Raw genomic sequence first — 24,738 nt, 5'->3', positions numbered from 1 at the left:
GTCAAATCCTCGAGGCATATAGTTTCTTGAAGCAAAATTCATGCTTCATAGGTTCTTCATTTTTATCGCTTATTCTCCTACCAACCCTTGATCGGAAGATTTATTCAACAGTTTCAAACACTTCGTCAACCCGCTTGGAGATAATAGATTATGAGTTTGGTGACAGAACTAATCTTGAGTGCAGATAGTGAGGCTCGTTATCCGGCTCCTAAGGAAATACGCATCTACCAAGATTTCGTAAAAACCGGAGAGCAGCGCATTCGCATCGCCAAAATCCTAGCCGAAAACGAGCAGCGAATCGTTCAAAACGGCAGCGCCAGATTTTGGGAACGCTGTCCTAACACCCCCAGCAACTGCGGCAACGAGCGTAAAACAGCCTCCTGTCAGCGCGATCAAGGCTGGTATGTACGACTAATTGCCTATTCAATTTTGGCAGGTAGTGAGCGACCCCTCGAAGAAATTGGCACCGTTGGCATTAAAGAAATGTACAACAACCTGGAAATTCCGATTCGGAATATTGCCGAGTGTATGCGCTGCCTCAAAGAGGAAGCCATGTCTCTAATGAGTGAAGAAGATGGCGCTGAAGTCGCCCCTTACTTTGATTTGATTATTCACTCGTTGTCCTAAAAGCTTGAGCCCCACCCCCTCCTGAGGGGAAATGGCATTGAGTGTAGGGTGCGCCAACGCCCCGCGTAACGCATCTCAACTAACCGCAGTGGCCCGTTGGGCTAATAGCCCTACAGCCATAGCTGCGCCAATGTCACCACATCACAGCATTGTTGAGTTGGGGCTCTTTACTGAGCAATCAATCGATTTGTTTAACAACTATTACATCGCAGGAATTAACCCATGCAAGACGCTATTACGACCCTGATTAACACCTCCGATACCCAGGGCAAATATCTGGATGAGTCGTCACTCAACAACCTGCAAGACTACTTTCGCAGCGGCGAACTGCGGGCCCGAGCCGCCATGACCATCAGCGCTAATGCGTCTACCATCGTCACCCGCACCACCGCCAAATCGCTGCTCTATACCGATATCACCGCCCCCGGCGGCAACATGTACACCTGTCGTCGGTACGCCGCCTGCGTGCGCGATATGGACTATTTTCTGCGCTATGCCACCTACGCCATGCTGGCCGGTGACCCGTCGATTTTAGACGAGCGCGTGCTCAACGGGCTGCGCGAAACCTATAACTCCCTTGGCGTGCCGGTGGGGGCGACGGTGCGGGCGGTGCAGGCCATGAAAGAGGTCACCACCGAAATGCTCGGCGCAGACGCCGGCAAAGAAATGGGGCTCTACTTTGACCACATTTGCACGGGGCTGAGCTAGCGCGTGTCATCTATGCGTTCTGCTCTCCCGGAACGCGTTAAGGGGAGATGGCGGGTGTCGATTTGACGGTTGGACACCCGCATCACCCTCAACTAAGACAGAAGACAGAAGGCAGAGGGCAGAAAGCTGCGCGCTCCTAGCTCTCGATTCTTGGCTCCTGACTTCTGACGGCTGCCTCAGAGATTTATCCCGCTTTAAGTCGATACTCCTTTGTTGCCCTTGATGTAACTATCGTGATCAAACCATGAGCATCATTACTCAAGCGATCGCCAATGCCGATCGCGAGGCTCGTTATCTGAGCCAGGGCGAACTCAATGCCCTGCGCAGCTTTTTTGAAGACGGCGATCAGCGTCTGCGGATTGCCTCAATTTTGACAGCCAACATCGAAAAAATTGTCGAGAAAGGCAGCGAAGCGTTTTGGCAGCGCTGTCAGATTACCCCCAGCAACAGCGGCAACCCTACTTTTCGGGCTTCCTGCCTGCGCGATCAGGGCTGGTACGTGCGGCTGATTACCTACGCCATTGTGGTTGGCGATATTGACCCGATCCAGACCAGCGGTCTGAAGGGCGCTAAGGAAATGTACAGGTCGCTAGAAATTCCGCTTAGAAACGTCGTCGAGTGCATGCGCTGCCTCAAAGACGCCGCCCTGGATCTGCTCACCCTTGAAGACAGGGCCGAAGTGGGGCCTTACTTTGACTACCTGATTCAGGGCATGACGCCCTAGATCAGCGATAGCCATATTCGCCAGCCGTATTGCCCAACCAACCCAAGCGAGCCATACCCACCATGACTAATCGGACCAACGGGGGCAGCCCAGTTACTCACCCGCAAGCATTTCATACCGTGCCCACGGCCGTAATTGCCGAGGCCGAACAGCGCGATCGCTACCCAAAATCCAGCGAGCTCAAAACCCTCTCGGCCTTTTTTGAGTCGGGGCAAAAGCGCCTGGAAATCGCTGCCGCGCTGACGCAAAACGCCGACAAAATTGTGGCCGCAGGGGCCAACCGTATTTTTACCGGCGGTTCGCCGATGGCTTATCTCGAACGGCCCACCGACCCCATCGGCATGCCCGGTTCAAGATATTACATCGGCGAAGACTATTTGTCGGCTAACGTCCGCCACCGACGTGGCAAGGGCACCTCAATAACCCAGTTCAAAGAGCCTCAGTCAATCGACTCTACCAATACCCTGGTGGATCAGATCGCGTCACTCTTTGCCCAGGGTCGGCCCAGCGTTCCCAGTCGATTTCGCACCATCAGCATTGCCAAGTACGGCACGGCGCGGATGAAGCGCTCGATGCGCGATCTGGCCTGGTTTTTGCGCTACGTCACCTACGCCATGGTGGCGGGCGACACCAGCATTATCACCGTCAACACTCGGGGGTTGCGGGGCGTCATTCCCGAAGATGTGACGCTGGCCACCGTCGTCGCCCTGCGAGAAATGCAGTGGAAGGCGGGTCAGTGCCTGCTGCCCGATAGCAATGCCGCCGCCCTGGTCAAGCGCTACTTTGAGGTACTGATCACCGACTACCTGGTGGAAAAGCCCGACGATCGGCTGCGCATTGGCGTGTCGAAACTCCACCCTGGGCAGCCCCTGCCCCAGAGCTATTACCAGAGCGCGCTGCCGACGCCCAAGCTAGTCGTTAAACCAGGGCTGTCGGAGACCGAACTTCAGGAGGCCATTCGCGCCGCCTACCGCCAGGTGCTTGAGCGCGATGTAACCCAGGCCTACGGCTTGGCCGCGAGCGATCTGGAGTCAAAGCTCAGAAGCGGCTTGTATTCCATGAAAGAGTTTGTGCGGCACCTGGGCAAATCGCGGCTCTACCGGCGCGAGTTCTACGAGCCGTTTACGATTAGCCGGGTGATTGAGCTGGCCCATCGGCATTTCTTGGGTCGCGGGCTGAGCTGCCTAGAAGAATTTCAGACCTACTTCGACGTGATCTCCGAGGGGGGCCTGCCCGCCCTGGTCGATGCCCTGGTCGACTCCCAGGAGTACGCCGACTACTTTGGCGAAGAGACCGTACCCTACCTCAGGGGTCTAGGGATAGAGGCGCAGGAATGCCGCAACTGGGGGCCGCAGCTTGACCTATTTAAGTACAGCGCCCCGGCCCGCAAGGTACCTCAGTTTGTCACCACCTTTGCCCGCGCCCAAAAACCGCTGCCCGATCAGCACCCCTACGGCGTGGGCAACGACCCCTTAGAGATTCAGTTTGGGGCGATCTTCCCCGACGAAACCCGCCACCCCAGTGCCCAACCGGCCCACTTTAGCTCGACTAGCCGCCGCATTTTAATCAGCAGCGGGCTGCAGAATGGTCGGCGACACAATGGGCACGTTGAGCCCAATGCCTCAGCCCACCTGGGCCGAGTGCCGGGGCTGTTTGGCCAGTCGGTGTTTAAGCTGGAGCCCTCCCACCAGCCCGAGCGGGGTAGCCATCCCCAGGGCCCCAACGTGAATCTTGCCCATCACTCTATGGATGCTGTCATTCTCGGAGCCTACCGTCAGGTGTTTGGCCGCGAGGTGTTCGACAGCCAGCGGCAGGATGTGGCCGAAACCAAACTCAAGGGCGGCGAGATTACCCTGCGAGACTTTGTCCGCCAGCTCGCCTACTCCCGTGCCTTTCGACAGATGTATTGGGAAAACCTGTACATCACTAAGTCAATTGAATGCATTCACCGCCGCCTGCTGGGCCGCCCCACCTATGGCCGCGCAGAGCTCAACCGCTACTACGACATCGCCGGTAAAGCGGGCTTTTATGCCCTGGTCGATGCCATCATCGACAGCCCTGAATACGCCCAGGTATTTGGGGATGAAACGGTGCCCTACGATCGCTACCTGACCCCCCGGGGCTATGCCCTGCGATCGCCCCAGGGCCCCACCGCCTGGGGCAAGCCCCGCCACAACCCCGCCATCGCTGGCGAGTGGATGGCCGCCCAGAGTACTGCCCAGAGTGCCGCCCAGAGTGCCGCCCAGAGTGCTGCCCAGAGTACCGCCCAGAGTGCTTCTGCCGTAGCGGTGCTGGATCGCCAGGCGGAGCCAGCGTCAATGGCACCATCGCCAGTACCCAACCTCGCCCCGGAGGCTGCAGCCCACAACGGGCATCCGTCCTCGCCTCCGGCAGCAAAGCCCGAGCCGATGGCGACAGCGGCCCAGCCCTCGGAGGCCAATTCACCATGACCCGAACCCACCTCTCTGCGGCTAACCGGCCCCTGAATCTTTGGCCAAACCCATTGGCAGCTATCTTTCACTGGCGCAAAAAGCTGCGGGCTATCTTCAGCTATCGCATTGCCATTGGCTGGTTTGGCGGCATTCAGGTTTACAGAATCTAAGCTCAGCCCGCTGGATTGGAACTGAATATAAACGCCAACGATTTCACCTGTTTACTTTCTGCATAAATCCATGAGTTTAATCAAGCAAGTTATTCTCAACGCCGACGAAGAGCTGCGCTACCCCACCCCTGGGGAACTGCGCATGATTCAAACCTTTTGCCAGTCTGGGGCAGAGCGCATTCAGCTCGTCAAACAACTCGAGGCCAAGGCCCCCACCATTGTGGAAAAGGGCACCCGGCAGTTCTGGAAAATTTGCCCCAGAACCCCCAGCAACTCTGGCAACCGGATCAAAACGGCATCGGCCAAACGCGACGTGGGCTGGTACATTCGCCTGATCAGCTACTGCCTGCTGGCAGGCAACGACCGGCCCCTGCAAGAGATTGGCCTCACCGGCATGAAAGATCTCTATGCCAACGTCGGCATTCCCCTGACCAACATTCTGCAATACATGCGCTGTCTCAAGGCCGAGGCGATTAAACAGCTTGACGCCGCCACCGCCGAGGAGGTGATTCCGTACTTCGATCAAATCATTCAGTACATCGCTCTACCCGGCCCGCCGTACTTCATCAACGACGGCGTTGGCGAGAGTATTCCGGTGGTGTAAACCACAGCTTTCTACAGCACGGCAACCTATATCGGCCAGGCATTCTGAGGCGGCAATAACTCACCTATTTACTAACGCGGAAACCCTTGTGATATCTGGGATGCGTCCTCTGCCTCTGCCTTCTGCCTTTCAGTACTAGGTACTCGCCTATTCCTATATCTAGCTTTCAAACCATCATTCTGAACCCAGAGGACTACGTTATGACAACTACCATGGGCAGTCTCAAGTCGGCCCAGGGCTGGCTTGGCACCCTTGACGACTGGCTCAAGCGCGATCGCTTTGTGTTTATTGGCTGGTCGGGGCTGCTGCTATTTCCCTGTTCTTATCTTGCCATTGGGGCCTGGTTTACCGGCACCTCCTTTGTGACCTCCTGGTACACCCACGGCCTGGTCAGCTCCTATTTAGAGGGCTGCAACTTTTTAACCGTGGCGGTGTCCACCCCGGCGGAAAGCATGGGGCATTCCCTGCTGTTTTTGTGGGGGCCAGAGGCCGGCGGCGACTTTACCCGCTGGTGCCAGATCGGCGGACTGTGGAATTTCATTGCGTTTCACGGCGTGCTGGGACTAATGGGCTTTATGCTGCGGCAAATTGAAGTGGCGCGGCTGGTGGGTCTCAGGCCCTACAATGCGATCGCCTTTTCTGCCCCGATTGCGGTCTTTGTGGCCACCTTTTTGATGTATCCCCTGGGGCAGTCGAGCTGGTTTTTTGGCCCCGGCTTCGGCGTCGCCGCTATCTTTCGATTTCTCTTATTTTTCCAGGGATTTCACAACTACACCCTCAACCCCTTTCACATGATGGGGGTGACCGGGGTGCTGGGGGCGGCTCTGCTCTGCGCCATTCACGGGGCGACGGTACAAAACACGCTGTATAGAGACTCCACTGGCAAAAACACCTTTAAAGGATTTTCGACCACCCAGGCCGAGGAAACCTATTCCATGGTGACCGCCAATCGATTCTGGTCGCAGATCTTTGGCATCGCGTTTTCAAACAAGCGCTGGCTGCATTTCTTCATGCTATTTGTGCCGGTCACAGGCCTGTGGATGAGCGCCATCGGCATGATTGGCCTGGCCTTTAACCTGCGGGCCTACGACTTTGTTAGCCAGGAAATTCGGGCGGCCCAAGACCCTGAGTTTGAGACCTTCTACACCAAAAATATATTGCTCAACGAAGGGGTGCGGGCCTGGATGAGCGAGCTTGACCAACCCGCCAAAAAGTTTGTCTTCCCCGAAGAGGTGCTGCCTCGCGGCGTTGGTGAATAGGGGGTGAGGGGCGCACCGCGGTGCGCCCCTCACCCAGCTCATCAGTTTCTTTTCAAGATTGACTGTTTTCAAGGAGATTTAACCCCTGTGGAAACCCCCATAGAACCGATCGCATCTTCACTAGACAACATTTCGCTCAACACCCTCACCCCCTTCGTTAACGAAGGGGATCGCAATACCTCCAATAAAGCTGGCTACGACGAGGAATCCAGCGGCTACGCCTGGTGGGCAGGCAATGCTCGACTGATCACCACCGATCTAACTGGCCGTTTTTTGGGTGCCCACATCGCCCACGCGGCCCTACTGGCCTTTTGGGCCGGGGGCATGCTGCTGTTTGAGGTGAGCCACTACAACCCGGCCCAGCCCATGTACGAGCAGGGCTGCATTCTCATGCCCCACATTGCCACCCTGGGCTTTGGCGTCGGCCACGGCGGCGAAATCATCGACATTTTCCCGTTCTTTGCCATCGGGGTCATTCACCTGATTGGCTCGGCGATTTTGGGCTTTGGCGGCCTCTACCACGCCCTGCGCGGGCCAGAAAAGCTCTCGGGCTATTTTGACTTTGACTGGGGCGATCGCGCCAAGGTGGCCCAAATTTTGGGCTTCCACATCGGTGTTCTGGGCATTTTTGCCCTGCTGTTTGTCTGCAAAGCCATGTTCTGGGGCGGCCTGTACGACCCCTGGGCTCCGGGCGGCGGCGACGTGCGGCTGATCACCAACCCCACCCTCGACCCCCGGATTATTTTTGGCTACCTGTTTCATAGCCCCTACGGCGGCAGCGGCTGGATTATCGGCGTCGACAATTTAGAAGACGTGATCGGCGGCCACATTTGGATCGGCTCGCTGCTGGTGATCGGCGGCATTTGGCACATTTTGGTACCGCCCCTGCGCTGGACCCACAACCTCTACCCCTGGAGTGGGGAAACCTATCTGGCCCAGAGCCTGGGCAACATTGCCGGGCAGGCCTTTATCGCCACGGCGTTCATCTGGTTTAACAATACGGTTTACCCCAGCGAGTTCTACGGCCCGACGATTCCCGAGGCATCCCAGGCGCAGTCGCTGGTGTTTTTGGTGCGCGACCAGGGCTTGGGGGCCGACATCGCGTCGGCCCAGGGGCCGACCGGGTTGGGTAAGTATCTACAGCGATCGCCCAGTGGAGAAATTATCTTTGGCGGCGAAACCATGCGCTTTTGGGATGCCAAGGCTCCCTGGCTAGAACCCCTGCGCGGCACCAACGGCCTAGACCTAAATAAACTCAGAAACGACGTCCAGCCCTGGCAGGTGCGCCGCGCCTCAGAATACATGACCCACGCCCCCCTGGGCTCGATCAACTCGGTGGCCGGTCTGGCGACGGAAACCAACGCGTTTAACTACGTTTCGCCGCGCACCTGGCTGGCCTCGGCCCACTTTATCTTCGCCTTCTTCTTCTTAGTGGGGCACTGGTGGCACGCCGGGCTGGCGCGGGCGACGGCGGCGGGGTTCATTGTCGGCATCGATCGCAAAAACGAGCCGGTGCTCTCCATGCCGCCCATCGACCCCAGCGAACGATAGGTATAGCGATCGCGGGTGAATCTGGCTGGCTGTCCTCGTAGGTTTACCCGCTTTTTCTCTCTGGGGCGATCGCCTGATCTCTAGGGAGCCTGACCCACGCTACAAGCCTATCTTCCGCCTCCGCCTCTTCTGCCTTCTGTCTATTAACAAGGAGAACAACGCCATGGGACTTCCCTGGTATCGCGTTCACACCTCGGTCATCAACGACCCAGGGCGGCTTATAGCGGTACACCTCATGCACAACGCCCTCTGTGCCGGGTTTGCCGGCTCAATGCTGTTGTTTGAGCTCGCTCGCTACGACCCCACCAACCCGGTGCTCAACCCCATGTGGCGGCAGGGCTGCTTTCTGATGCCCTTTGTCGCCCGCTTGGGGGTAACCAACTCCTGGCAGGGCTGGAGCATTACCGGCGACACCTTTGCCGACCCCGGGTTTTGGACCTTTGAGATGGTCGCCGCCGCCCATATTGTCTTCGCAGGCCTAGAGTTTTTAGCCGCCTGCTGGCACTGGGTGTATTGGGATGTCGCCACCTTCTTCGACCCCAAGACCGACGAGCCCGTGATCGATTTACCCAAGGTTTTTGGTATTCATCTTTTGCTGGCCGGGCTGCTCTGCTTTGGCTTTGGGGCCTTCCACCTGACCGGCATCTTTGGCCCCGGCATGTGGGTTTCAGACCCCTTTGGCCTCACCGGCCACGTCCAGGGGGTGGCCCCAGACTGGGGCCCAGCGGGCTTTGACCCCCAAAACCCTGGTGGCGTCGTGGCCCACCACATTGCCCTCGGCATCGTCGTCATTATCGGCGGCCTGTTTCATATTTTCGTGCGCCCCCCCGAAAATCTATTCCGGGGCCTGCGCATGGGCAACATAGAATCGGTGCTGGCCAGTAGCCTGGCGGTCTTTTTCTGCGCCGGGTTCATTGCCACTGGCACCATGTGGTACGGTACCGCCACCACCCCGATCGAGCTGTGGGGGCCAACCCGCTACCAGTGGGATCAGGCTTACTTTCAAAAAGAAATTGATCGCCGCGTGCAGTCCGGGGTAAGAGCTGGTAAGAGCCTACCCGAAGCCTGGGCCGCCATTCCCGAAAAGCTCGCCTTTTACGACTACGTCGGCAATAGCCCTGCCAAGGGCGGCCTGTTCCGGGTGGGACGCATGGTCGATGGCGACGGTTTACCCACCGGCTGGCTGGGCCACCCCGTCTTCAAAGATCAAGAAGGTCGAGATCTAACGGTGCGTCGCATCCCCAACTTCTTCGAGAACTTCCCGGTGCTGCTGACCGACAGAGACGGCCTGATCCGAGCCGACATTCCCTTCCGCCGCATGGACTCTAAATACAGCTTCGAGCAAACCGGCGTTACCGTCAGCTTTTTGGGCGGGCTGCTCAACGGCAAAACCTTTAGCGACCCCACCCAGGTTAAGCAGTATGCCCGTAAGGCCCAGCTAGGAGAGCCCTTCGATTTTGACCGTGAGGTTTACAACTCTGACGGGGCCTTTAGAACCAGCAACCGGGGCTTCTTCGCCTTCTTCCACGCCTGCTTTGCACTGGTCTGGTTCTTTGGTCACATCTGGCACGGCCTCCGCGCCATCTTCCAGGATGTATTCTCGGGCGTTGACCCCGATCTAGACATTGAGCAGGTGGAATGGGGCTACTTCCAAAAGGTGGGCGATACGACCACACGTCAAACTCAAACCACCATTTGAGCCTGCGTCATGCCTGATATCAGATCACCTGTAGAGGTTCTCAACTGAGTCATACGAAATCCGATTGTGGAAACCCCAATTCACGATTAGGAACCCCGTAGGGGCATAGCATGCTATGCCCCTACGAATCGGGGATACTCTTTTTGACGACTGACCCCCAACCAAACCTGAGCCATGCAACAAAAATTTGTTCCTAAAAAAGTAGCCCCAATCCAGTATTTTCTCCGGCGGTTTAACGCTGAAGCTGGACGGGTTGCCCCAGGCTGGGGCACCACTCCATTTATGGTTTTTATGATCGCCATGCTGTTTTTGTTTCTGCTGATTATTTTGCAGCTTTACAACGGCACCATTGTGCTCGATGGGGCGAACACCTATCAGCCTTCAGGATTTTAGGCATCTGTATGCAAATTCTGCGGGCAAATAGCGTACCCAAAAATCTAATGAGGTAATCCTATGCTGCCACTCTTTTATCTCGCCTACGGTGAAGGCCAAATCTCTGCCACCGCCAGCGGCATTTTTCTGAGCCTGCTGGTATTTGCCCTGGGCTGCATTGCCTTTATTTGGTACGGGTATAGAACCTACCCCAGCGATCGCAGCTAGAACACCATAGGGGCTTTGCAGTGCCGGTTGTAGGGGCTTTGCACTGCAAAGCCCCTACATTTGTATCTGACCGGCGAATTTTCCCAGGTTCTTCATATTCTTTTGCTTCAATGTTACCGAGTCGAATTTCACATTTATAACCTATGACTACAACTCTCCAACGCCAGGACAACAGTACCTGGGAGCAGTTCTGCCAGTGGATCACTAGCATTGAAAATCGGCTTTATATTGGCTGGTTTGGCGTGCTGATGATTCCTTTACTAGGCGTTTCAACGGTGGTTTTTGTCACCGCCTTTATTGCTGCTCCTCCGGTAGACATCGACGGCATTCGCGAGCCCCTGTCGGGTTCACTGCTGTACGGCAACAACATTATTACCGCTGCTGTGGTGCCGTCATCTAACGCCATTGGGCTGCACTTTTACCCGATCTGGGAGGCCGCCACCCTAGATGAATGGCTCTACAACGGTGGCCCCTATCAAATGATTGCCTTCCACTACATTCCAGCCCTGCTCTGCTATCTGGGCCGAGAGTGGGAACTGAGCTACCGCCTGGGCATGCGCCCCTGGATTTGCGTGGCCTACAGTGCCCCCGTTGCGGCTACCACCTCGGTATTTTTGATTTACCCCATCGGTCAGGGTAGCTTTTCCGATGGATTGCCCATGGGGATTAGCGGCACGTTCAACTTTATGTTTGTGTTTCAGGCGGAGCACAATATCTTGATGCATCCCTTTCACATGCTGGGGGTCGCAGGAGTTCTGGGAGGTTCTCTGTTTTCTGCCATGCATGGGTCTTTAGTGACCTCAAGCCTGATTCGAGAAACCACCGACAATGAATCTCAAAACTCCGGCTACAAGTTCGGCCAAGAGGAAGAAACCTACAATATTGTTGCGGCTCACGGCTACTTTGGCCGCCTAATTTTTCAGTACGCTAGCTTCAACAACTCTCGCTGGCTGCACTTTTTTCTGGCGGCCTGGCCCGTAGTCTGTATTTGGTTTGTTGCCCTGGGCATTAGCACCATGGCCTTTAACCTAAATGGATTTAACTTTAACCACTCGATTTTAGATTCCCAGGGTCGAGTGCTGCCCAGCTGGGCTGACGTGATCAACCGAGCCAATCTGGGCTTTGAGGTCATGCATGAACGCAATGCCCATAACTTTCCCCTCGATTTAGCCAACGGCCCAGCTACTCCGGTTGCCTATCTGGCCCCGACAATTCAGAGCTAATCGGTCATCTAAATCACGTGCATGTCTAGGTCGGCGCGAACAGTGATTTGCCCCGACCTAGCTTTTGGTTAACTGTTCCAAAGACCGTAGGCTAGGATCTTGCTCATGTAGCCATGTTTCTGAAGGACACAAAAGCTATCCAGGCAGGGCAGTCATTTCAGGGCAGGGGAGTTAGACTAATAAGCAGCCCATCTAGTATCTAGGGACACTTATCTTGGGTATCGTCTCGCTGAGTTAAACCGTCTATGACCCTACGTTTTTCTGGTAAGCAATCTTCGCTGCGTCCTGCTGCGGGCGCAACCGCCACAGGATTGATGACCATTGGCTGGTTTCTGTTGCAGAGCCTAATGCCCCTCCCCCCTGCCCTGGCCCAAGCCGAGTCTGATGAGTTGACCTACGGTCAGTTTTTGCAGAAGGTTGAGCAAGGCGAGGTCGAGTCGGTTGAAATCGATGAAGCTCGGGGAATTGCCTACGTGCAGCTCGATGGTGCTGCCGAAGATGCCCCGCCCCAGGAGGTGATGCTATTCGCTGAGGGTGGCAATGCCGAACTGATTCGCACCCTGACCGCCAACGACGTAGACGTAGACATTCGCGATTCGTCGGGAAGTGGCGCGCTGGCCTGGCTGGCGACGAATTCCCTACTGGCGCTGATTCTCATCTTTGGTCTGCTCATGCTGCTGCGGCGATCGGCCTCTGGGGCCGGCAACGCCATGAGCTTTGGCAAGTCTAAGGCCCGCTTTCAAATGGAGGCCAAAACCGGCGTCGTATTTGACGATGTGGCCGGTATCGAAGAGGCCAAGGAAGAACTCCAAGAGGTGGTGTCTTTCCTCAAAAGCCCAGAGAAATTTACCGCCATTGGGGCGCGCATTCCCAAAGGTGTACTGCTGATTGGCCAACCGGGGACGGGGAAAACCCTGCTGGCCAAGGCGATCGCAGGCGAAGCCGCCGTGCCCTTTTTCAGCATCTCGGGGTCTGAATTTGTCGAAATGTTTGTGGGCGTGGGCGCGTCGCGGGTGCGCGACCTGTTTCGCAAAGCCAAAGAAAATGCCCCCTGTATTGTCTTTATCGATGAAATTGACGCCGTAGGTCGTCAGCGGGGTACCGGCATCGGCGGCGGCAACGATGAGCGGGAGCAAACCCTCAACCAGTTGCTCACCGAGATGGATGGGTTTGAGGGCAACAGCGGCATTATTGTAATCGCGGCCACTAACCGGGTGGATGTGCTCGATCTGGCCCTGCTGCGTCCGGGCCGCTTTGACCGCCAGGTGGTGGTTGACCTGCCGACCTACAAGGGGCGGTTATCGATTTTAGAAGTGCATGCCCGCGACAAAAAAATCGAGGCTGAGGTGTCGCTGGAAGCCGTCGCCCGCCGCACGCCGGGGTTCTCTGGAGCCGAGCTGGCCAACCTGCTGAACGAGGCCGCTATTCTCACCGCCCGCCGCCGCAAAGAGGCCATGGGTATGGTTGAGATCGAAGACGCGATCGATCGCGTTACCATCGGCCTCAGCCTCACTCCCCTGCTCGACAGCAGCCGCAAACGCATGACCGCTTACCACGAGGTCGGCCACGCGCTGTTGACCACACTGCTTACCCACTCCGACGAGCTGAATAAAGTCACCATTATTCCGCGATCGGGCGGCATCGAAGGCTTTACCCAATCGCTGCCCAACGAAGACATCATCGACAGCGGCCTTTACACCCGCAACTGGCTGATGGATCGCATTACCGTGGCTTTGGGGGGCTTTGCCGCCGAGGCCGAGGTGTTTGGCGACGACGAAACCTCGACCGGGGCCAGCGGCGACATTCAGCAGGTGAGCAACCTGGCCCGCCAGATGGTGACCCTCTACGGCATGTCTGAGCTTGGCCCCCTGGCCCTCGAAAGCATGGATAACCAGGTATTTTTGGGCCGCAACCTGATGCCCCGCAACGAGGTCTCGGAGGAAATGGCCGGCAAGATCGATGCCCAGGTGCGTGGCATTGCCCTCTCGTGCCTCAACCGCGCCCGCACCATGCTGCGCCAGCACCGCACCCTAATGGATAACCTGGTGGATGCCCTGCTGGAGCGCGAAACCATCGACGGCGATGAGTTTCGGCAAATTGTGAGGCAGTACACCGAGATTCCTGAGAAGTTTTTGGTGAAGGCTGGCTAGGGACATAATCTCCAACCAGCCGCGTAGGCCAATAGAGTCACTTCCCTACCCAAAGGCATAGGGCCTTGGCCAAAATCTCTGCCCTACTTCTCTGTCCATCAGATGATATAGGCGCAAGGTCTAAATCGGTAAAACAAAAGAGTCTTAGCAACCGGGCGCTCTGTGCAGTTCCCAGTTGCTGGGGTCGCTTTCTTGCCCGATTTTGGAGACTACTATGAAGCCTGTATTTGCTGCCGTGGCGACCTGGGTGCGTAACCTGGCGATCGCTCTTTCCTGCATTCTAATGCTGTCGATGGCTAGCCCTGCGGCCCTGGCCATCGGCAGTACCCCCAGCCAGCCCGATCAGGGCACGGCCAAACTCGACGGTGTGTACAATGAGGCCGAGAAATCTGTGCAGCCCGAGAATGCGCTCAAGGGCGATCGGGTGATTGACCGGGCCAACAAAGGGCTTAACGAAGTGCAGAAAGATGCCGATGTCAGCCAGATGAACTACCCCGAAAACTCCAAACAAGCCACCTCGCCGATCGATCAAATCAAAGACGCTCTCAGCCAGGTGACTCCGTAATTTGCGGTAATCGCCGAGAGCACTTGTTATTCAACAGACGTTCTCTAGGCCGTTGGTCAGAGGTAGCACGCTAGACTAGGGAGGTTTTCCTTTAGCCTGAGCTACCCTGGCCAGCGGTTTTTCTATGGCACTTGCGATCGCCGATCTGATCTCTAAACTCGAAGCCTGGGCCAACCCCACCTGGCAAGAAAGCTGGGACAACTGCGGCTGGCAGGTACAGCCGGGGGTGCTGGAACAACCCGCCCATGTGCTGGTGTGTCTGACCCCTACCCTGGCTGTGATGGCTGAGGCGCTGGCGCTGCGGCAGCAGGGGGTGAACGTAAACCTGATTTTGGCCCACCATCCGCTGATCTTTAGCCCGCTCAAGACTGTGGTGGCGGGCGACCCGGTGGGGGATATGGTGTGCCAGGCGATCGCCCACAGCATCGGCATCTACACCGCCCACACCAACTTCGACCAGGTGCAGGATGGCACTGCCGACCTGCTGGCCCAGGTGCTGCAATTGCAAAACCCTGAACCCGTGGTGCCCACCCAACTCGACATTGGCTACGGGCGGGTAGGCGATCTCAGCCCTGCCCTGAGTTTGCAGGATTTGCTGAATTTAATTCAGACCAAGCTCTCGCCGCCCAACCTGATCTATTCCCCCGCCGCTGACCTGGCCCAAACCATTAGTCGAGTGGCGGTGCTGGGCGGCAGCGGCGCTAGCTTTATGGGGGCCGTGGCCCAGACCGGAGCCCAGGCCTACCTGACCTCCGACTGCAAGTTTCATCAGTTTCAGGAAGGGCGCGATCGCAACCTGGTACTGATCGACGCGGGCCACTACGCCACCGAGCGGCCCGCCTGCGCGAGGCTGGCGGAGATTGTGCGCCAGTGGGGTGCCCCCTGGGCTCAGCTCAGCGACCAGGACGAAGACTTTCGCCAATTTTGGCACAGTTAACCCAGGTAGGATGGGCAAAGCGAAGCCTGCCCATCGCGGGTGATGGGATCTGATGGGCACGGGTAAAGCCCTTTGCCCATCCTACGGTGGCTGGAGGTGAAAGATGGGGCTATTTTTGCCATTTTGAGGGCTGAGACTATAGTTAGAGAAACCGCCCCGCCCTCGCCATGCCAAAAATCCTGATTCTCGCGGCCAACCCCAAACACACCAGCCGCCTGCGCCTCGACGAAGAACTGCGCGATATCGAAGCGGGACTGAAGCGATCGCAGCAGCGCGACCAGTTCACCCTCACCCAGCGGCTAGCGGTGCGCCCCCGCGATATTCAGCGAGCCATGCTCGAAGAAACCCCGCAGATCGTCCCTTTCTCGGGCCACGGCGAAGAGGCTGAGGGGCTGGTGTTTGAAGATGACATAGGGCAGGCCAAGCTGGTCTCTGGAGCCGCCCTGGCCGAATTGTTTGAGCTATTTGCCGACCCAGCCAGTAACCCCGACCCAGTTCACTGCGTGGTGCTGAACGGGTGTTACTCAGCGGTGCAGGCCGAGGCGATCGCCGAACATGTGCCCTACGTGGTGGGCATGACCAAAGCGATCGGCGATCGAGCCGCGATCGAGTTTGCCGTCGGCTTTTACGACGCCCTCGGGGCTGGACGCCCCGTAGAGTTTGCCTACAAGCTCGGCTGCGCGGCTATCTCGATGGCGGGTAAGCCCGAAAGCGCCACCCCCGTTTTGATCAACAAAAAGTCTCCCTCAGCTGCGATCGGGGCAAGCTCCTCCCTCTCTGCCCCACCCTCCCCCTCTCCCCCTCATCCCGGCACAGTCAAAGCCCGGCCATTGTCCCCCGGATGAAGGCTCAAAATGTAGGGCACCGCCGCCTTGGCCCAGGTGGCAATGGGAGTGTAGGCGGCGGCATCGTCGCCGTAGCAGGTCACCAGCATATCGGTGTGAATAATGCCGGGGTTGAGAGCTACCGCCGCCATGCCGGGGGGTAAATCCTGGGAGAGGGACTGGGTCAGCCCTTCTACCCCCCACTTGGTGGCGCAGTAGGGAGCCACGCCAGGCGACGTCGAGCGCCCCCAGCCGGAGCTAAAGTTGACAAAAATGCCCGATCGCTGCTCAACCATGGGCGGGGCAAAGTGGCGAATGACATGGCAGGTGCCGTTGAGGTTGACGGCAATGACGGCGTCGCACTCCTCAGCGGGCACCGCCCACAGGGGGGCCGGGTGGTTGACCAGGCCAGCGTTGTTGATCACCAGGTCGGGCAGGCCGTTGGCGGCGATCGCCGCCTGAGCCCAGGCCGCTACCGCCGCGTCATCGCGAATATCCATTGCCGTAAATTGATGGGGCGCGGGGTACTGGGCTGCCAGCTGGGCCACGGCATCGGCGCTGCGGGCACAGCCCGAGACGGTATGGCCAGCGGCGATAAAGCCATCGACCATGGCCCGGCCCAGGCCACGACTGACGCCCGTGATCACAATATGCTTGCCCATGGTGCGGTGCTTTGGTAAACAATCGAGGGGGATGCAGACGGGCCGCCAGGGCCACTCAAACTATGGCTGAGCATGCCTTAATCTGCCCGGCAGTGCAAGGGTCATCCCGGAGCTAAGCCCCTATGGCAGGATAAAAGACATCGATCCCCAATAGACTGGTTAACCACCATGGCAGCACTACTCGACAAATGGGGCCCCAGCTTACGGCGCGTGCCGATTGTGGTGCTTATCAGCGCGCTCCTGCTAGGGCTGTGGGGGGTGAGCATGCCTGGCCCCCTGGCCGTCAGCTGCGATCGCGCCGGGCCGGGGCAGGTCTACTGCCAGGCCACGCCGCCCTGCCCTGGGCCTGGCTACCCCAGGCGCGGCGCCCCTTTGCGCTTCAGGATGTGGCCATGAGCTCAGCGCTGTGCGATAACACCCCCCGGGGCGGTGTGCGGTTTTGCCACCGCCTCACCCTGCTAGGCCCGGGGCGGCAGGTCACCCTGGCCGAGGTGCGCACCCCCCTCTCCGCCACCGCCCTGCGCGACCAAATTCAGCGGTTTATCGCCGGGGAGGGTGGCCCCCAGCTGATCTGGTCGAGCAGCCCGCTGTGGCTGCCGGGGCGAACGATCGCTATTGCGCTGCTGCTGGCGATCGCCACCTGGGCCCTGTGGGATCTGCGCTGGCCCCCCATTCCCCCCTCGCCCCTCGCCCTAGATGGCGCAGACCATCAGAGCTAAACGTCCCCTTGGGGGATCCGATCCTGCTTTCCTGTCCTGTTTTGATTAGGGTTGGTCACGCCGAATTTCCTAGGGATTCACACCGGCTTTATAAAACTAGAGCGTTCATAAAAAGAAATATTTGAATTACTTTTCCCCAGTGGTTTCCCCAGGACAAGGCTACTTTTCCACAGGTTTTCCACAGACTCCCATGGCGGAATGATGGGTGAGGCAAATCTGTGGAAAACCTCAGTCACCATCACCCCCAGCCTAGGTACTGTGGGCCTATGGCCCAAGAGCCGCCGCAACCCCTATTCTCTCGTAAACCGCGACGTTGCTTACCCTAAACCCTGCTCGATGGCAAGATTGACAGCCCCCCCCGAGTTCGGCAAAATGATGCGACTAGCACAGCCGCCCCCTGCTTTATCAACCCCCAGCCTTGGCTCTCAAGTCGTTGGCGATCGCGGGTTAGAGGGTCTGCGGAATTTTGGTGGGCCAACGCCACCCGGGCCAATCTCCCCGGTTTTTTGACGACCCCAGAGTCAACCTGAGCGAGAGTCAGACGGCTCCCGTTGCATCGTTGCGGAGTTCTATCGACATCCGCCGTTGGCTGTCGCTGTGCTGGGTATCTATAGTCCGAGTTTGCATCCTTTACAGAAAGGCCGCGTCCATGCCCCTAAATGCTCCATCCCCCAAGGTCAGCCTGATGGCCGAAGTGCCCGAAGAACTCTACAACGCCCTCCAAGTCTACCTGGACGGCAATCCAGCCTGGAATCAACACCGCGTCTTCTGCGCCGCCCTATCGCTGTTTTTTATGCAAGACAGCACCTACGATAGCCAGCGATCGGCCACCAAGGGCCATCGCGACGTCAACCGCATCTACCTCGATGCGCTCTTTGACTACACTCCCTAGGGCTAGTCGGGGTAGCTCAATCGACCCAGCCGATATCCGCATCGGTCAGCATGGGTTTGGGCTGCCCCTTTTGAATCGCATACTCAGGCACCCCACGGCGGTAGGCCGGTCTAGCTTTGGGCTCAAGGGGAGGCCGGGGCAGAACATCGACCCCAGAGACACGACGGGGAGTGACGGGTTTTACTTCACTCAGCTTCAGAATGGTGGCCTTGGCCTCATCGAGGGCCGCCTGGGTCTTAGCTAGGGTGTCGGCTTGCGCTTGATTAGTCGCTTCAGCCTGGGCGAGGCTGTCTTTTAACTCAAACAGGCGACTCTGCTGAGTCTCTAGATCTTTTTGTAGGCCAGCGACCGTTTTTGCTAGCTGCGACTTATCTTTTTGGGTGGTCGCTAGCTCTTTTTCCAGGGTATCTAGCCGCTGGGCTAGGTCGATATTGGTGGCGGGCTCAGCGGCGGGCGTTGCCAGGGCGGCTGGTTTGGCTGTTGTCTTGGCTTTCGATGGTTTGGCCGGCTGGCGGTTGGCAGCGGTGCGCCGGGTCGATGTCGTCGAGCGAGTACTGCGGCGAGGTTTTGCTTTGGGGGCTACAGGCGCGTCACCATCAGCCTCAGGGGTTGCCTCGGGGGCCGGGGCTTCGGCCTTGTTCACTTCTTCTTTGAGTAGGTCGGAGAGGCTTTTTTTAGTCATGGCTGGGTCCAGTCTCGCTGTAGTTCTTCGGCAACTCGACAGTAGTCAGAACGGGCTTCCTGGCTGTTTTTGCCCCGCCAATTGAGCACCGGTAGCCCCTCCAGTGCCGCCCGCTCATGGGCTTTGTAGGCGCGAATAAACGCATTACAGGCAGGAATCTTCAGCTCTAGCAGAGTGTTCTGAGCTTCAATGGCTTCGCCGACGCTGCGGGAATCCACCTTCGTCAACAATACTCGATGGGATACCCCGCTGGGCGATACCGCTTCATTCACTGTAGTAATCAGCACGGCGAGATCCATCGGCGCTGGCGGCGTCGGCAACAGCAGATAATCTGCCGCCGGAATTACCGCCGCCAGGGTCGCCGACCCCAGAGCCGGAGGGGTATCGACCACAATCAGGTCGTGGGCATAGGCTTGTTTTAGCCGCCCTAGTCGGGCGGGGTTAATCTCGGGCTTAACGTCAAATCCAAGTTCTTTGGGGCTGCGGTTTGTCCACCACAGGGCCGACCCCTGGGGATCGGCATCGACCAACAGTACCGATCGCGTCTGGGCAAACACCGCCGCCAGGTTCACGGCCGTGGTGGTCTTGCCGACGCCGCCTTTGCCGTTAAACACCGCTAACACAATCGGGCCAGCCACGGGCAGTTCTCCTCAGGGTTGTATCCTCAACCAGAGGGTAGACCCCTAGGTCTAGCCCCCACATTGGGCACAGTTGCTCCAACCTTCGGAATAGTACTGCAAGGTTGCCCCAACGACATACTCAATTTAAGAGGCGTGTTGAGGGGCGCGATCGCAGCCCCAAACTAGCGCAGCAGCTGCTTGACGGTGCTAATCATATCGGCGGGGCGAAAGGGCTTGGTAATGTAGGCATCGGCCCCCTGCTTCATGCCCCAGTAGCGGTCAAACTCTTCGGACTTGCTCGAACAAATAATGACCGGAAGATTTTGGGTGGCGGCGGTGTTTTTTATCCATCGGCAGAGTTCGTAGCCGTTCATATTTGGCATGACGATATCGAGCACCACTAGGTCAGGGGGGGTGGCCTGAATCATTTCCTGGGCTTCGACGCCATCCTTAGCTTCGACCACCGTCATGCCGGCCTTGAGCAACAGCCCGGCGATCATTTCTCGCAGGGTTGAGCTGTCGTCAACAATGAGTACTGTCGTCATACTGATGCCTCGCTGACGGTAAGCAGACCGTCCGTTGCTCCGTAGCTATTATGGCCAATTTGGGGAGACTCTAACACCTTTTCGCCTTATGCTATCGCAACGAGAACTTGCGCACTGCCAGTAGGCTACCCATAAGCCCTACTAGAGTACCCAGTCCCAGCAGCGCAGCGGGCAGCAAAATCAGCTGCTGGGGGCTCAGGCGTAGTCCTTCCACCACAAACTGCACAAAATCGGCCTGCTGGGCGGCCAGCTCGGTTAAAAACTGCTGAATGGCAAACAGCAGCCCCCAGGCGACGGTGGCCCCGGCCAGGCCAAAGGCAGCGCCCTGCAAAATAAAGGGCAAATAAATCCAGATGCGGGTAGCGCCGACCAGCTGCATGACCTCAATTTCTCGCCGTCGAGCCAGCACAATTAGGCGAATGGTGGTGGTAATCACAGCGGTGGCGGTGAGGGTCAAAATGGCAATAACAAAGGCGCTGGCCCACTTCAGGCCGTCGTTGAGCTGGGCCAGGCGGGTCACGGCTTCATCGACGTAGCGAACTTCGTCGACCCCGTCGAGATTCTGGAGCTGAGCCGCGATCGCAGGCACCGATTCCGAGTCTTTGGCTTTGACCTTGAGTTCGTCAACCAGGGGATTGCCTTTGAGCTGGTCGGTAGCTCCGGCAATATCAGACAGCCCCAAGTCATCGACCAGCGAAGCCCAGGCCACCTCTTTAGTCACAGGGGTCACCCCCACAACGTCGGGGAAGGCCTCCACCATCGGTTTCAGGTCACTGGCCTGAAAACCACTGTCGAGGTAGGCCGAGACTTCCAGTTGGCTACCAAACTCATTCAGTAAGCGCTCTAGCTGCCAGGTCGATTGCAGGCTAATGCCAAACAAAAACAGCAGCACGGTAATTGTGCTAATGGCGGCCCAGTTCATCCAGCCACCGCGCCGCAGCCCCAGCATGGTCTCGCGTAGTAGGTAGTCAAACTTAGTTAACAGCTTAAACATAGGCGCCCTTGCCTGGTGATTGTAGAGCCGATAGTAGCAGATATAGGGGTTAGCGCTAGGTGCAAACGCTAACTACAGCATGGTATAAGCTATGCGCTGTTGAGAACTGTGTCAAGCAGAGTTCTTGAATTGCAACCTGCGGGCTCAAACAGTCGCCAGAGGAGCCCGGTAAGTTACCCTAGGGCAATCCTTTCGGAGTTGAGGCATGGCCCCATCCCGTGACCTACCCGATCGCCAAGCAGTCATCGATCAAGCCCTGGCGCTGGGGTTTCACCTGGCGGGTATTGTCGCCCTCGACGCCGACCCGAGCGATCGCGAGACGGAGGCCGTAGGGCACCTGCAAACCTGGCTCGACCAGGGCTATCAGGCCGATATGGGCTGGATGGCCAACCCTAGACGGCAGGATATTCGCCAGGTGCTGCCGGGGGCGCGATCGCTAATCTGCGTTGCCCTCAACTACTACACCCCCCACAGCCACTCCCCAGACCCCAGCCACGGCAAGATCTCGCGCTACGCCTGGGGACGCGACTACCACCGGGTGCTGCACAAACGCCTCAAGGCCCTAGCCAATTGGCTGACCACCGCCGCCCACGGCCACAGCATCGCCCTGCGCTACTATGCCGACACCGGCCCGGTGCAAGACAAGGCCTGGGCCCAACAGGCCGGGCTGGGCTGGGTGGCCAAAAACGGCAATTTAATCACCCGCCAGTATGGCTCCTGGGTGTTTTTGGGCGAGCTGATTACGACCCTGGCCCTAGAGCCAGACCGCCCCCACACGGCTCACTGTGGCACCTGTACCCGCTGCATCGAGGCCTGCCCTACCGGGGCCATTCCCCAGCCCTACGTGGTCGACGCCAACCGCTGCATCGCCTACCACACCCTTGAAAACCGAGCCGAGACCCTACCCGCCGAAATTACCCCGCACCTGCAAAACTGGGTGGCAGGCTGCGACATCTGCCAGGATGTCTGTCCCTGGAATCAACGTTTTGCTCAACCCACTACCGTCGCAGACTTTCACCCCTATCCCCAAAACCTAGCCCCAAAGTTGGCTGACTTAGCTAACCTATCAGAAGTGGAGTGGCACGATCGGTTTAGAGCGTCCGCGTTGCGGCGCATTAAGCCAGCTATGTGGCGGCGCAATGCCCAGGCTGCTCAGACACCGCCGACCTGAATTCTTCAGGTTTTTGCCATGGCTGGTCTACAACCGACGTACACTCTAGCTATATCTAACTCTATAGTTTGCGAATCTCTGCTGTGCTAAAACGCCTTCCTTTACTCTCTCTGCTGACGGCCTGTGGCCTGCTGACCCCGGTGTTGCCCGTGCGGGCTCAGGCCCTAACTCCCTACGTGCTGCCCCTCGACTACGACCTCATGGTTGAGCAGGGGTTGTTTCTAGCCAACGAGGCTCAGCAGCTAGCAGAGTTTCAGCAGTTTGGGCGGGCCTTGGCGCTGGCTCAGCTGGCGGCCCAGCTGGCTCCCAATGATGGTCAGGTGTTGGCCCTCCTGGGCGGTCTCTACCTGCAAAACAACCAGCTCGATCAGGCCCTGCCGCTGCTAGATCGCGCTCAGAGATTGCTCCCCGACAATGCCAGGGTGTTGTTTGCCCTGGGGTCGGCCCAGCTCCAGCAAGATAACCCTCAACTGGCCTCTAGCTACCTAGAGCGGGGGCTCGTGCTAGAGCCCAATAACTCCAACGCGCTGTTTGACCTCGGCAACGCCTACATCAAGCTGCAAAAATACCCCGAGGCGATCGCCAGCTTTGAGCGATCGGTAGCCGCCGAGCCCGAGTTTTGGCCATCGGTTAACAATATTGGCCTGGTGCACTACGAGCAGGGCGACACAGAAAAGGCCCTGGAGTTTTGGCAATCGAGTCTGGAGCTGGCGGCCAATGAGCCCGAACCCAAACTGGCGATCGCCGTAGCGCTCCACACCCAGGAAAACTGCAATGTGCCCGTCATTGGCTCCACCAACGCCGCCTGCCAAGAGGCCCTCAGTCTGGGTATAGAAGCGCTGGAGCAAGACAGCCGCTACGCCGACCTCGAGTTTTTGCGTACCAACCTCTGGGGCGATCGCCTGATCGACGCCGCCAGCGAATTTTTTGAGGCCCCTGACATCAAGACCTTGCTCAGTGAGCTGTAGCCCGGTTAACGGCTAGTTCTAGAGCATCGGTACAGTATGGCTAAAAACCCGGTTTCTTTGGCACTGCCCTAACGGCATGACTGGCATTCTGGCCGAGAAACCGGATTTCTGTACCGGCGTTCTAGTCGTCGTCGTCAAAGACACCTTTAAAGAATTCAATAGTGTCTTTGAGGGCCGCGATAAAGCTGTCGATCTCGGCTTTGGTGTTGTAAAAATACAGGCTGGCCCGGGCGGTCGAGTCTACTCCCAAGCTGCGGTGCAGGGGCTGGGTACAGTGGTGGCCCGAGCGAATCGCCAGCCCCGACTGATCGAGCAGGGTGGAGAGATCCTGGGCATGTACCCCAGCCACAGTAAACGTCACCAAAGCAGCGCGGCCACTACCATCCGCTTGGGGCAGCGGGCCGTAGAGCGTCACCTCGGGAATGGCCTGCATCTGCTGGTACAGGTAGGCCGTTAACTCGTGCTCGTAGGCGGCGATGTTGTCCAAGCCGAGCGCCGAAAGATAATCTACCGCCGCCCCCAGGGCGATCGCCTCGGCAATGGCCGGAGTACCCGCCTCAAACTTATGGGGCAGCTCAGCATAGGTGGAATGATCTAAAAACACGTCGGCGATCATTTCGCCGCCGCCCATAAACGGGGGCATCGACTCTAGCAGTTCGAGCTTGCCGTACAAAAAACCAATGCCGGTGGGGGCACACATCTTGTGACCCGACGCCACAAACCAGTCACAGCCCATAGCGGGTAGGTCTAGGGCCATATGGGGGGCACTCTGGCAGCCATCGATCAGCACCTTGGCCCCGTAGTGGTGGGCGATTTCAATGATCTCGGCCACCGGGTTAATGCAGCCCAGGGTGTTCGATACGTGGTTGACCGCCACCAGGCGAGTCTTGGCGTTGACCAGGGCCCGATACTGGTCGAGATCGAAGGTTTGAGCGGCGGTTAACCCCACAAACTTCAGCACGGCCCCGGTGCGCTGGGCCACCAGTTGCCAGGGCACCAGGTTGCTGTGGTGCTCCATTACCGAGAGCACGATCTCGTCGCCGGGCTTGAGGGTGGTCATGCCCCAGGCATAGGCCACCAGGTTAATGGCTTCGCTGGCGTTGCGAGTGAAAATAATTTCGTTGCGGCTGGTGGCCTTCACAAAGGCCGCTACTTTATCCCGCGCCCCCTCGTAGGCATCGGTAGCCCGAGCACTGAGGTTGTGTACGCCCCGGTGCACGTTGGCATTGTCATGCTGGTAATAGTGCTGCAGCGCCTCTAATACCGCCGTCGGCTTTTGGGAGGTGGCGGCGTTATCGAGATACACCAGCGGCTGGCCATTCACCTCCTGATGGAGGATGGGGAAGTCGGCGCGAACCTTGGCGGCAAGGGTGAGTTCCTGGGCGACGGTCATAGGGGAGAGGGGGTGGGAG

General features: G+C 58.1%; 25 protein-coding genes and 1 pseudogene. 20 read left to right on the top strand and 6 right to left on the bottom strand.

Going from position 1 to position 24,738, the window contains the following annotated elements; translation table 11 throughout:
- Positions 1 to 150: 150 nt before the first annotated feature.
- The 16 genes and pseudogenes from apcD (IQ254_RS14450) to IQ254_RS14375 all read left to right on the top strand — a co-directional run.
- Positions 151 to 627 carry an allophycocyanin subunit alpha-B gene (gene apcD, locus IQ254_RS14450; RefSeq protein ID WP_193966857.1) on the top strand — a complete coding sequence of 159 codons (477 nt, stop codon included), beginning with the start codon at positions 151 to 153 and terminating at the stop codon, positions 625 to 627.
- A 222-nt stretch (positions 628 to 849) separates the two neighbouring features.
- On the top strand, positions 850 to 1,335 hold the full coding sequence (gene apcB, locus IQ254_RS14445; RefSeq protein WP_193966856.1) for an allophycocyanin subunit beta: 486 nt from the start codon (positions 850 to 852) through the stop codon (positions 1,333 to 1,335).
- A gap of 244 nt (positions 1,336 to 1,579) precedes the next feature.
- Positions 1,580 to 2,059 (top strand): allophycocyanin subunit alpha-B, encoded by a 480-nt coding sequence (apcD, locus tag IQ254_RS14440; protein WP_193966855.1) that lies wholly within the window; start codon positions 1,580 to 1,582, stop codon positions 2,057 to 2,059.
- A 62-nt stretch (positions 2,060 to 2,121) separates the two neighbouring features.
- Positions 2,122 to 4,509, top strand: a complete 2,388-nt coding sequence (locus tag IQ254_RS14435) for a phycobilisome rod-core linker polypeptide (RefSeq protein ID WP_193966854.1) — start codon at positions 2,122 to 2,124, stop codon at positions 4,507 to 4,509.
- Positions 4,506 to 4,661 carry a hypothetical protein gene (locus tag IQ254_RS14430; RefSeq protein ID WP_193966853.1) on the top strand — a complete coding sequence of 52 codons (156 nt, stop codon included), beginning with the start codon at positions 4,506 to 4,508 and terminating at the stop codon, positions 4,659 to 4,661. Before IQ254_RS14435 ends, IQ254_RS14430 begins: the two co-directional genes overlap by 4 nt.
- A 70-nt stretch (positions 4,662 to 4,731) precedes the next feature.
- On the top strand, positions 4,732 to 5,265 hold the full coding sequence (locus tag IQ254_RS14425) for an allophycocyanin (protein ID WP_193966852.1): 534 nt from the start codon (positions 4,732 to 4,734) through the stop codon (positions 5,263 to 5,265).
- Between the two features lie 200 nt (positions 5,266 to 5,465).
- A complete protein-coding gene (gene psbD, locus IQ254_RS14420; protein WP_193966851.1) occupies positions 5,466 to 6,524 on the top strand; it encodes a photosystem II D2 protein (photosystem q(a) protein) in 1,059 nt (352 codons plus the stop codon).
- A 129-nt stretch (positions 6,525 to 6,653) separates the two neighbouring features.
- Positions 6,654 to 8,075, top strand: a complete 1,422-nt coding sequence (gene psbC / locus IQ254_RS14415; protein ID WP_193966865.1) for a photosystem II reaction center protein CP43 — start codon at positions 6,654 to 6,656, stop codon at positions 8,073 to 8,075.
- 163 nt (positions 8,076 to 8,238) lie between these two features.
- A complete protein-coding gene (gene psbB, locus IQ254_RS14410) occupies positions 8,239 to 9,774 on the top strand; it encodes a photosystem II chlorophyll-binding protein CP47 (RefSeq protein WP_193966850.1) in 1,536 nt (511 codons plus the stop codon).
- A 174-nt stretch (positions 9,775 to 9,948) separates the two neighbouring features.
- A complete protein-coding gene (locus tag IQ254_RS14405; protein ID WP_193966849.1) occupies positions 9,949 to 10,167 on the top strand; it encodes a photosystem II reaction center phosphoprotein PsbH in 219 nt (72 codons plus the stop codon).
- A 60-nt stretch (positions 10,168 to 10,227) separates the two neighbouring features.
- Positions 10,228 to 10,374, top strand: a complete 147-nt coding sequence (locus tag IQ254_RS14400; RefSeq protein ID WP_193966848.1) for a hypothetical protein — start codon at positions 10,228 to 10,230, stop codon at positions 10,372 to 10,374.
- A gap of 143 nt (positions 10,375 to 10,517) precedes the next feature.
- Positions 10,518 to 11,597, top strand: a complete 1,080-nt coding sequence (psbA, locus tag IQ254_RS14395; RefSeq protein ID WP_193966847.1) for a photosystem II q(b) protein — start codon at positions 10,518 to 10,520, stop codon at positions 11,595 to 11,597.
- A 314-nt stretch (positions 11,598 to 11,911) separates the two neighbouring features.
- A complete protein-coding gene (gene ftsH, locus IQ254_RS14390) occupies positions 11,912 to 13,747 on the top strand; it encodes an ATP-dependent zinc metalloprotease FtsH (RefSeq protein WP_278000329.1) in 1,836 nt (611 codons plus the stop codon).
- 214 nt (positions 13,748 to 13,961) lie between these two features.
- On the top strand, positions 13,962 to 14,312 hold the full coding sequence (locus IQ254_RS14385; RefSeq protein ID WP_193966845.1) for a hypothetical protein: 351 nt from the start codon (positions 13,962 to 13,964) through the stop codon (positions 14,310 to 14,312).
- Positions 14,313 to 14,436: 124 nt separating this feature from the next.
- On the top strand, positions 14,437 to 15,249 hold the full coding sequence (locus IQ254_RS14380; protein ID WP_193966844.1) for a Nif3-like dinuclear metal center hexameric protein: 813 nt from the start codon (positions 14,437 to 14,439) through the stop codon (positions 15,247 to 15,249).
- A gap of 167 nt (positions 15,250 to 15,416) precedes the next feature.
- A pseudogene (locus IQ254_RS14375) lies at positions 15,417 to 15,992 on the top strand (CHAT domain-containing protein); the annotation flags it as partial.
- Between the two features lie 59 nt (positions 15,993 to 16,051).
- On the opposite strand, the gene IQ254_RS14370 reads toward IQ254_RS14375, so the two are convergent.
- Positions 16,052 to 16,735: an SDR family oxidoreductase gene (locus IQ254_RS14370; protein ID WP_193966843.1), complete on the bottom strand. Its 684-nt coding sequence runs from the start codon at positions 16,733 to 16,735 to the stop codon at positions 16,052 to 16,054.
- 251 nt (positions 16,736 to 16,986) lie between these two features.
- Here IQ254_RS14370 and IQ254_RS14365 point away from each other — a divergent pair, with 251 nt between their 5' ends.
- Both IQ254_RS14365 and IQ254_RS14360 read left to right on the top strand, forming a co-directional pair.
- Positions 16,987 to 17,454, top strand: a complete 468-nt coding sequence (locus IQ254_RS14365; protein WP_193966842.1) for a hypothetical protein — start codon at positions 16,987 to 16,989, stop codon at positions 17,452 to 17,454.
- A 649-nt stretch (positions 17,455 to 18,103) separates the two neighbouring features.
- Entirely contained in the window at positions 18,104 to 18,346 is a 243-nt protein-coding gene (locus IQ254_RS14360; RefSeq protein WP_193966841.1) for a DUF2811 domain-containing protein, read from the top strand.
- Positions 18,347 to 18,362: 16 nt separating this feature from the next.
- Here the strand turns inward: IQ254_RS14360 and IQ254_RS14355 are convergent, their stop codons facing one another.
- The 4 genes from IQ254_RS14355 to IQ254_RS14340 all read right to left on the bottom strand — a co-directional run bounded on the left by IQ254_RS14355 (position 18,363) and on the right by IQ254_RS14340 (position 21,187).
- Entirely contained in the window at positions 18,363 to 19,028 is a 666-nt protein-coding gene (locus tag IQ254_RS14355; protein ID WP_193966840.1) for a hypothetical protein, read from the bottom strand.
- A complete protein-coding gene (locus tag IQ254_RS14350) occupies positions 19,025 to 19,666 on the bottom strand; it encodes a ParA family protein (RefSeq protein WP_193966839.1) in 642 nt (213 codons plus the stop codon). Before IQ254_RS14350 ends, IQ254_RS14355 begins: the two co-directional genes overlap by 4 nt.
- A 164-nt stretch (positions 19,667 to 19,830) precedes the next feature.
- On the bottom strand, positions 19,831 to 20,193 hold the full coding sequence (locus tag IQ254_RS14345) for a response regulator transcription factor (protein ID WP_193966838.1): 363 nt from the start codon (positions 20,191 to 20,193) through the stop codon (positions 19,831 to 19,833).
- 91 nt (positions 20,194 to 20,284) lie between these two features.
- Positions 20,285 to 21,187 carry an ABC transporter permease gene (locus IQ254_RS14340; protein ID WP_193966837.1) on the bottom strand — a complete coding sequence of 301 codons (903 nt, stop codon included), beginning with the start codon at positions 21,185 to 21,187 and terminating at the stop codon, positions 20,285 to 20,287.
- Positions 21,188 to 21,392: 205 nt separating this feature from the next.
- On the opposite strand from IQ254_RS14340, the gene queG reads away from it, so the two are divergent.
- Positions 21,393 to 22,358: a tRNA epoxyqueuosine(34) reductase QueG gene (gene queG, locus IQ254_RS14335; RefSeq protein ID WP_193966836.1), complete on the top strand. Its 966-nt coding sequence runs from the start codon at positions 21,393 to 21,395 to the stop codon at positions 22,356 to 22,358.
- 83 nt (positions 22,359 to 22,441) lie between these two features.
- Positions 22,442 to 23,326, top strand: coding sequence for a tetratricopeptide repeat protein (locus tag IQ254_RS14330; RefSeq protein ID WP_313887456.1), 885 nt, complete (start codon positions 22,442 to 22,444; stop codon positions 23,324 to 23,326).
- 121 nt (positions 23,327 to 23,447) lie between these two features.
- Here IQ254_RS14330 and IQ254_RS14325 read toward each other — a convergent pair whose 3' ends face one another.
- A complete protein-coding gene (locus IQ254_RS14325) occupies positions 23,448 to 24,719 on the bottom strand; it encodes a SufS family cysteine desulfurase (RefSeq protein ID WP_193966863.1) in 1,272 nt (423 codons plus the stop codon).
- Positions 24,720 to 24,738 lie beyond the last annotated feature (19 nt).

Origin of the sequence: Nodosilinea sp. LEGE 07088, assembly GCF_015207395.1 — a bacterium.
Lineage (GTDB): Bacteria > Cyanobacteriota > Cyanobacteriia > Phormidesmidales > Phormidesmidaceae > Nodosilinea.
This window is presented reverse-complemented; position numbering and strand designations above follow the sequence as displayed.

Coding starts and splice junctions, on each gene's coding strand:
- apcD (WP_193966857.1), top strand. CDS start 151: ATGAGTTTGGTGACAGAACTAATCTTGAGTGCAGATAGTGAGGCTCGT.
- apcB (WP_193966856.1), top strand. CDS start 850: ATGCAAGACGCTATTACGACCCTGATTAACACCTCCGATACCCAGGGC.
- apcD (WP_193966855.1), top strand. CDS start 1,580: ATGAGCATCATTACTCAAGCGATCGCCAATGCCGATCGCGAGGCTCGT.
- IQ254_RS14435 (WP_193966854.1), top strand. CDS start 2,122: ATGACTAATCGGACCAACGGGGGCAGCCCAGTTACTCACCCGCAAGCA.
- IQ254_RS14430 (WP_193966853.1), top strand. CDS start 4,506: ATGACCCGAACCCACCTCTCTGCGGCTAACCGGCCCCTGAATCTTTGG.
- IQ254_RS14425 (WP_193966852.1), top strand. CDS start 4,732: ATGAGTTTAATCAAGCAAGTTATTCTCAACGCCGACGAAGAGCTGCGC.
- psbD (WP_193966851.1), top strand. CDS start 5,466: ATGACAACTACCATGGGCAGTCTCAAGTCGGCCCAGGGCTGGCTTGGC.
- psbB (WP_193966850.1), top strand. CDS start 8,239: ATGGGACTTCCCTGGTATCGCGTTCACACCTCGGTCATCAACGACCCA.
- IQ254_RS14405 (WP_193966849.1), top strand. CDS start 9,949: ATGCAACAAAAATTTGTTCCTAAAAAAGTAGCCCCAATCCAGTATTTT.
- IQ254_RS14400 (WP_193966848.1), top strand. CDS start 10,228: ATGCTGCCACTCTTTTATCTCGCCTACGGTGAAGGCCAAATCTCTGCC.
- psbA (WP_193966847.1), top strand. CDS start 10,518: ATGACTACAACTCTCCAACGCCAGGACAACAGTACCTGGGAGCAGTTC.
- ftsH (WP_278000329.1), top strand. CDS start 11,912: ATGACCATTGGCTGGTTTCTGTTGCAGAGCCTAATGCCCCTCCCCCCT.
- IQ254_RS14385 (WP_193966845.1), top strand. CDS start 13,962: ATGAAGCCTGTATTTGCTGCCGTGGCGACCTGGGTGCGTAACCTGGCG.
- IQ254_RS14380 (WP_193966844.1), top strand. CDS start 14,437: ATGGCACTTGCGATCGCCGATCTGATCTCTAAACTCGAAGCCTGGGCC.
- IQ254_RS14370 (WP_193966843.1), bottom strand. CDS start 16,735: ATGGGCAAGCATATTGTGATCACGGGCGTCAGTCGTGGCCTGGGCCGG.
- IQ254_RS14360 (WP_193966841.1), top strand. CDS start 18,104: ATGCCCCTAAATGCTCCATCCCCCAAGGTCAGCCTGATGGCCGAAGTG.
- IQ254_RS14355 (WP_193966840.1), bottom strand. CDS start 19,028: ATGACTAAAAAAAGCCTCTCCGACCTACTCAAAGAAGAAGTGAACAAG.
- IQ254_RS14345 (WP_193966838.1), bottom strand. CDS start 20,193: ATGACGACAGTACTCATTGTTGACGACAGCTCAACCCTGCGAGAAATG.
- IQ254_RS14340 (WP_193966837.1), bottom strand. CDS start 21,187: ATGTTTAAGCTGTTAACTAAGTTTGACTACCTACTACGCGAGACCATG.
- queG (WP_193966836.1), top strand. CDS start 21,393: ATGGCCCCATCCCGTGACCTACCCGATCGCCAAGCAGTCATCGATCAA.
- IQ254_RS14325 (WP_193966863.1), bottom strand. CDS start 24,719: ATGACCGTCGCCCAGGAACTCACCCTTGCCGCCAAGGTTCGCGCCGAC.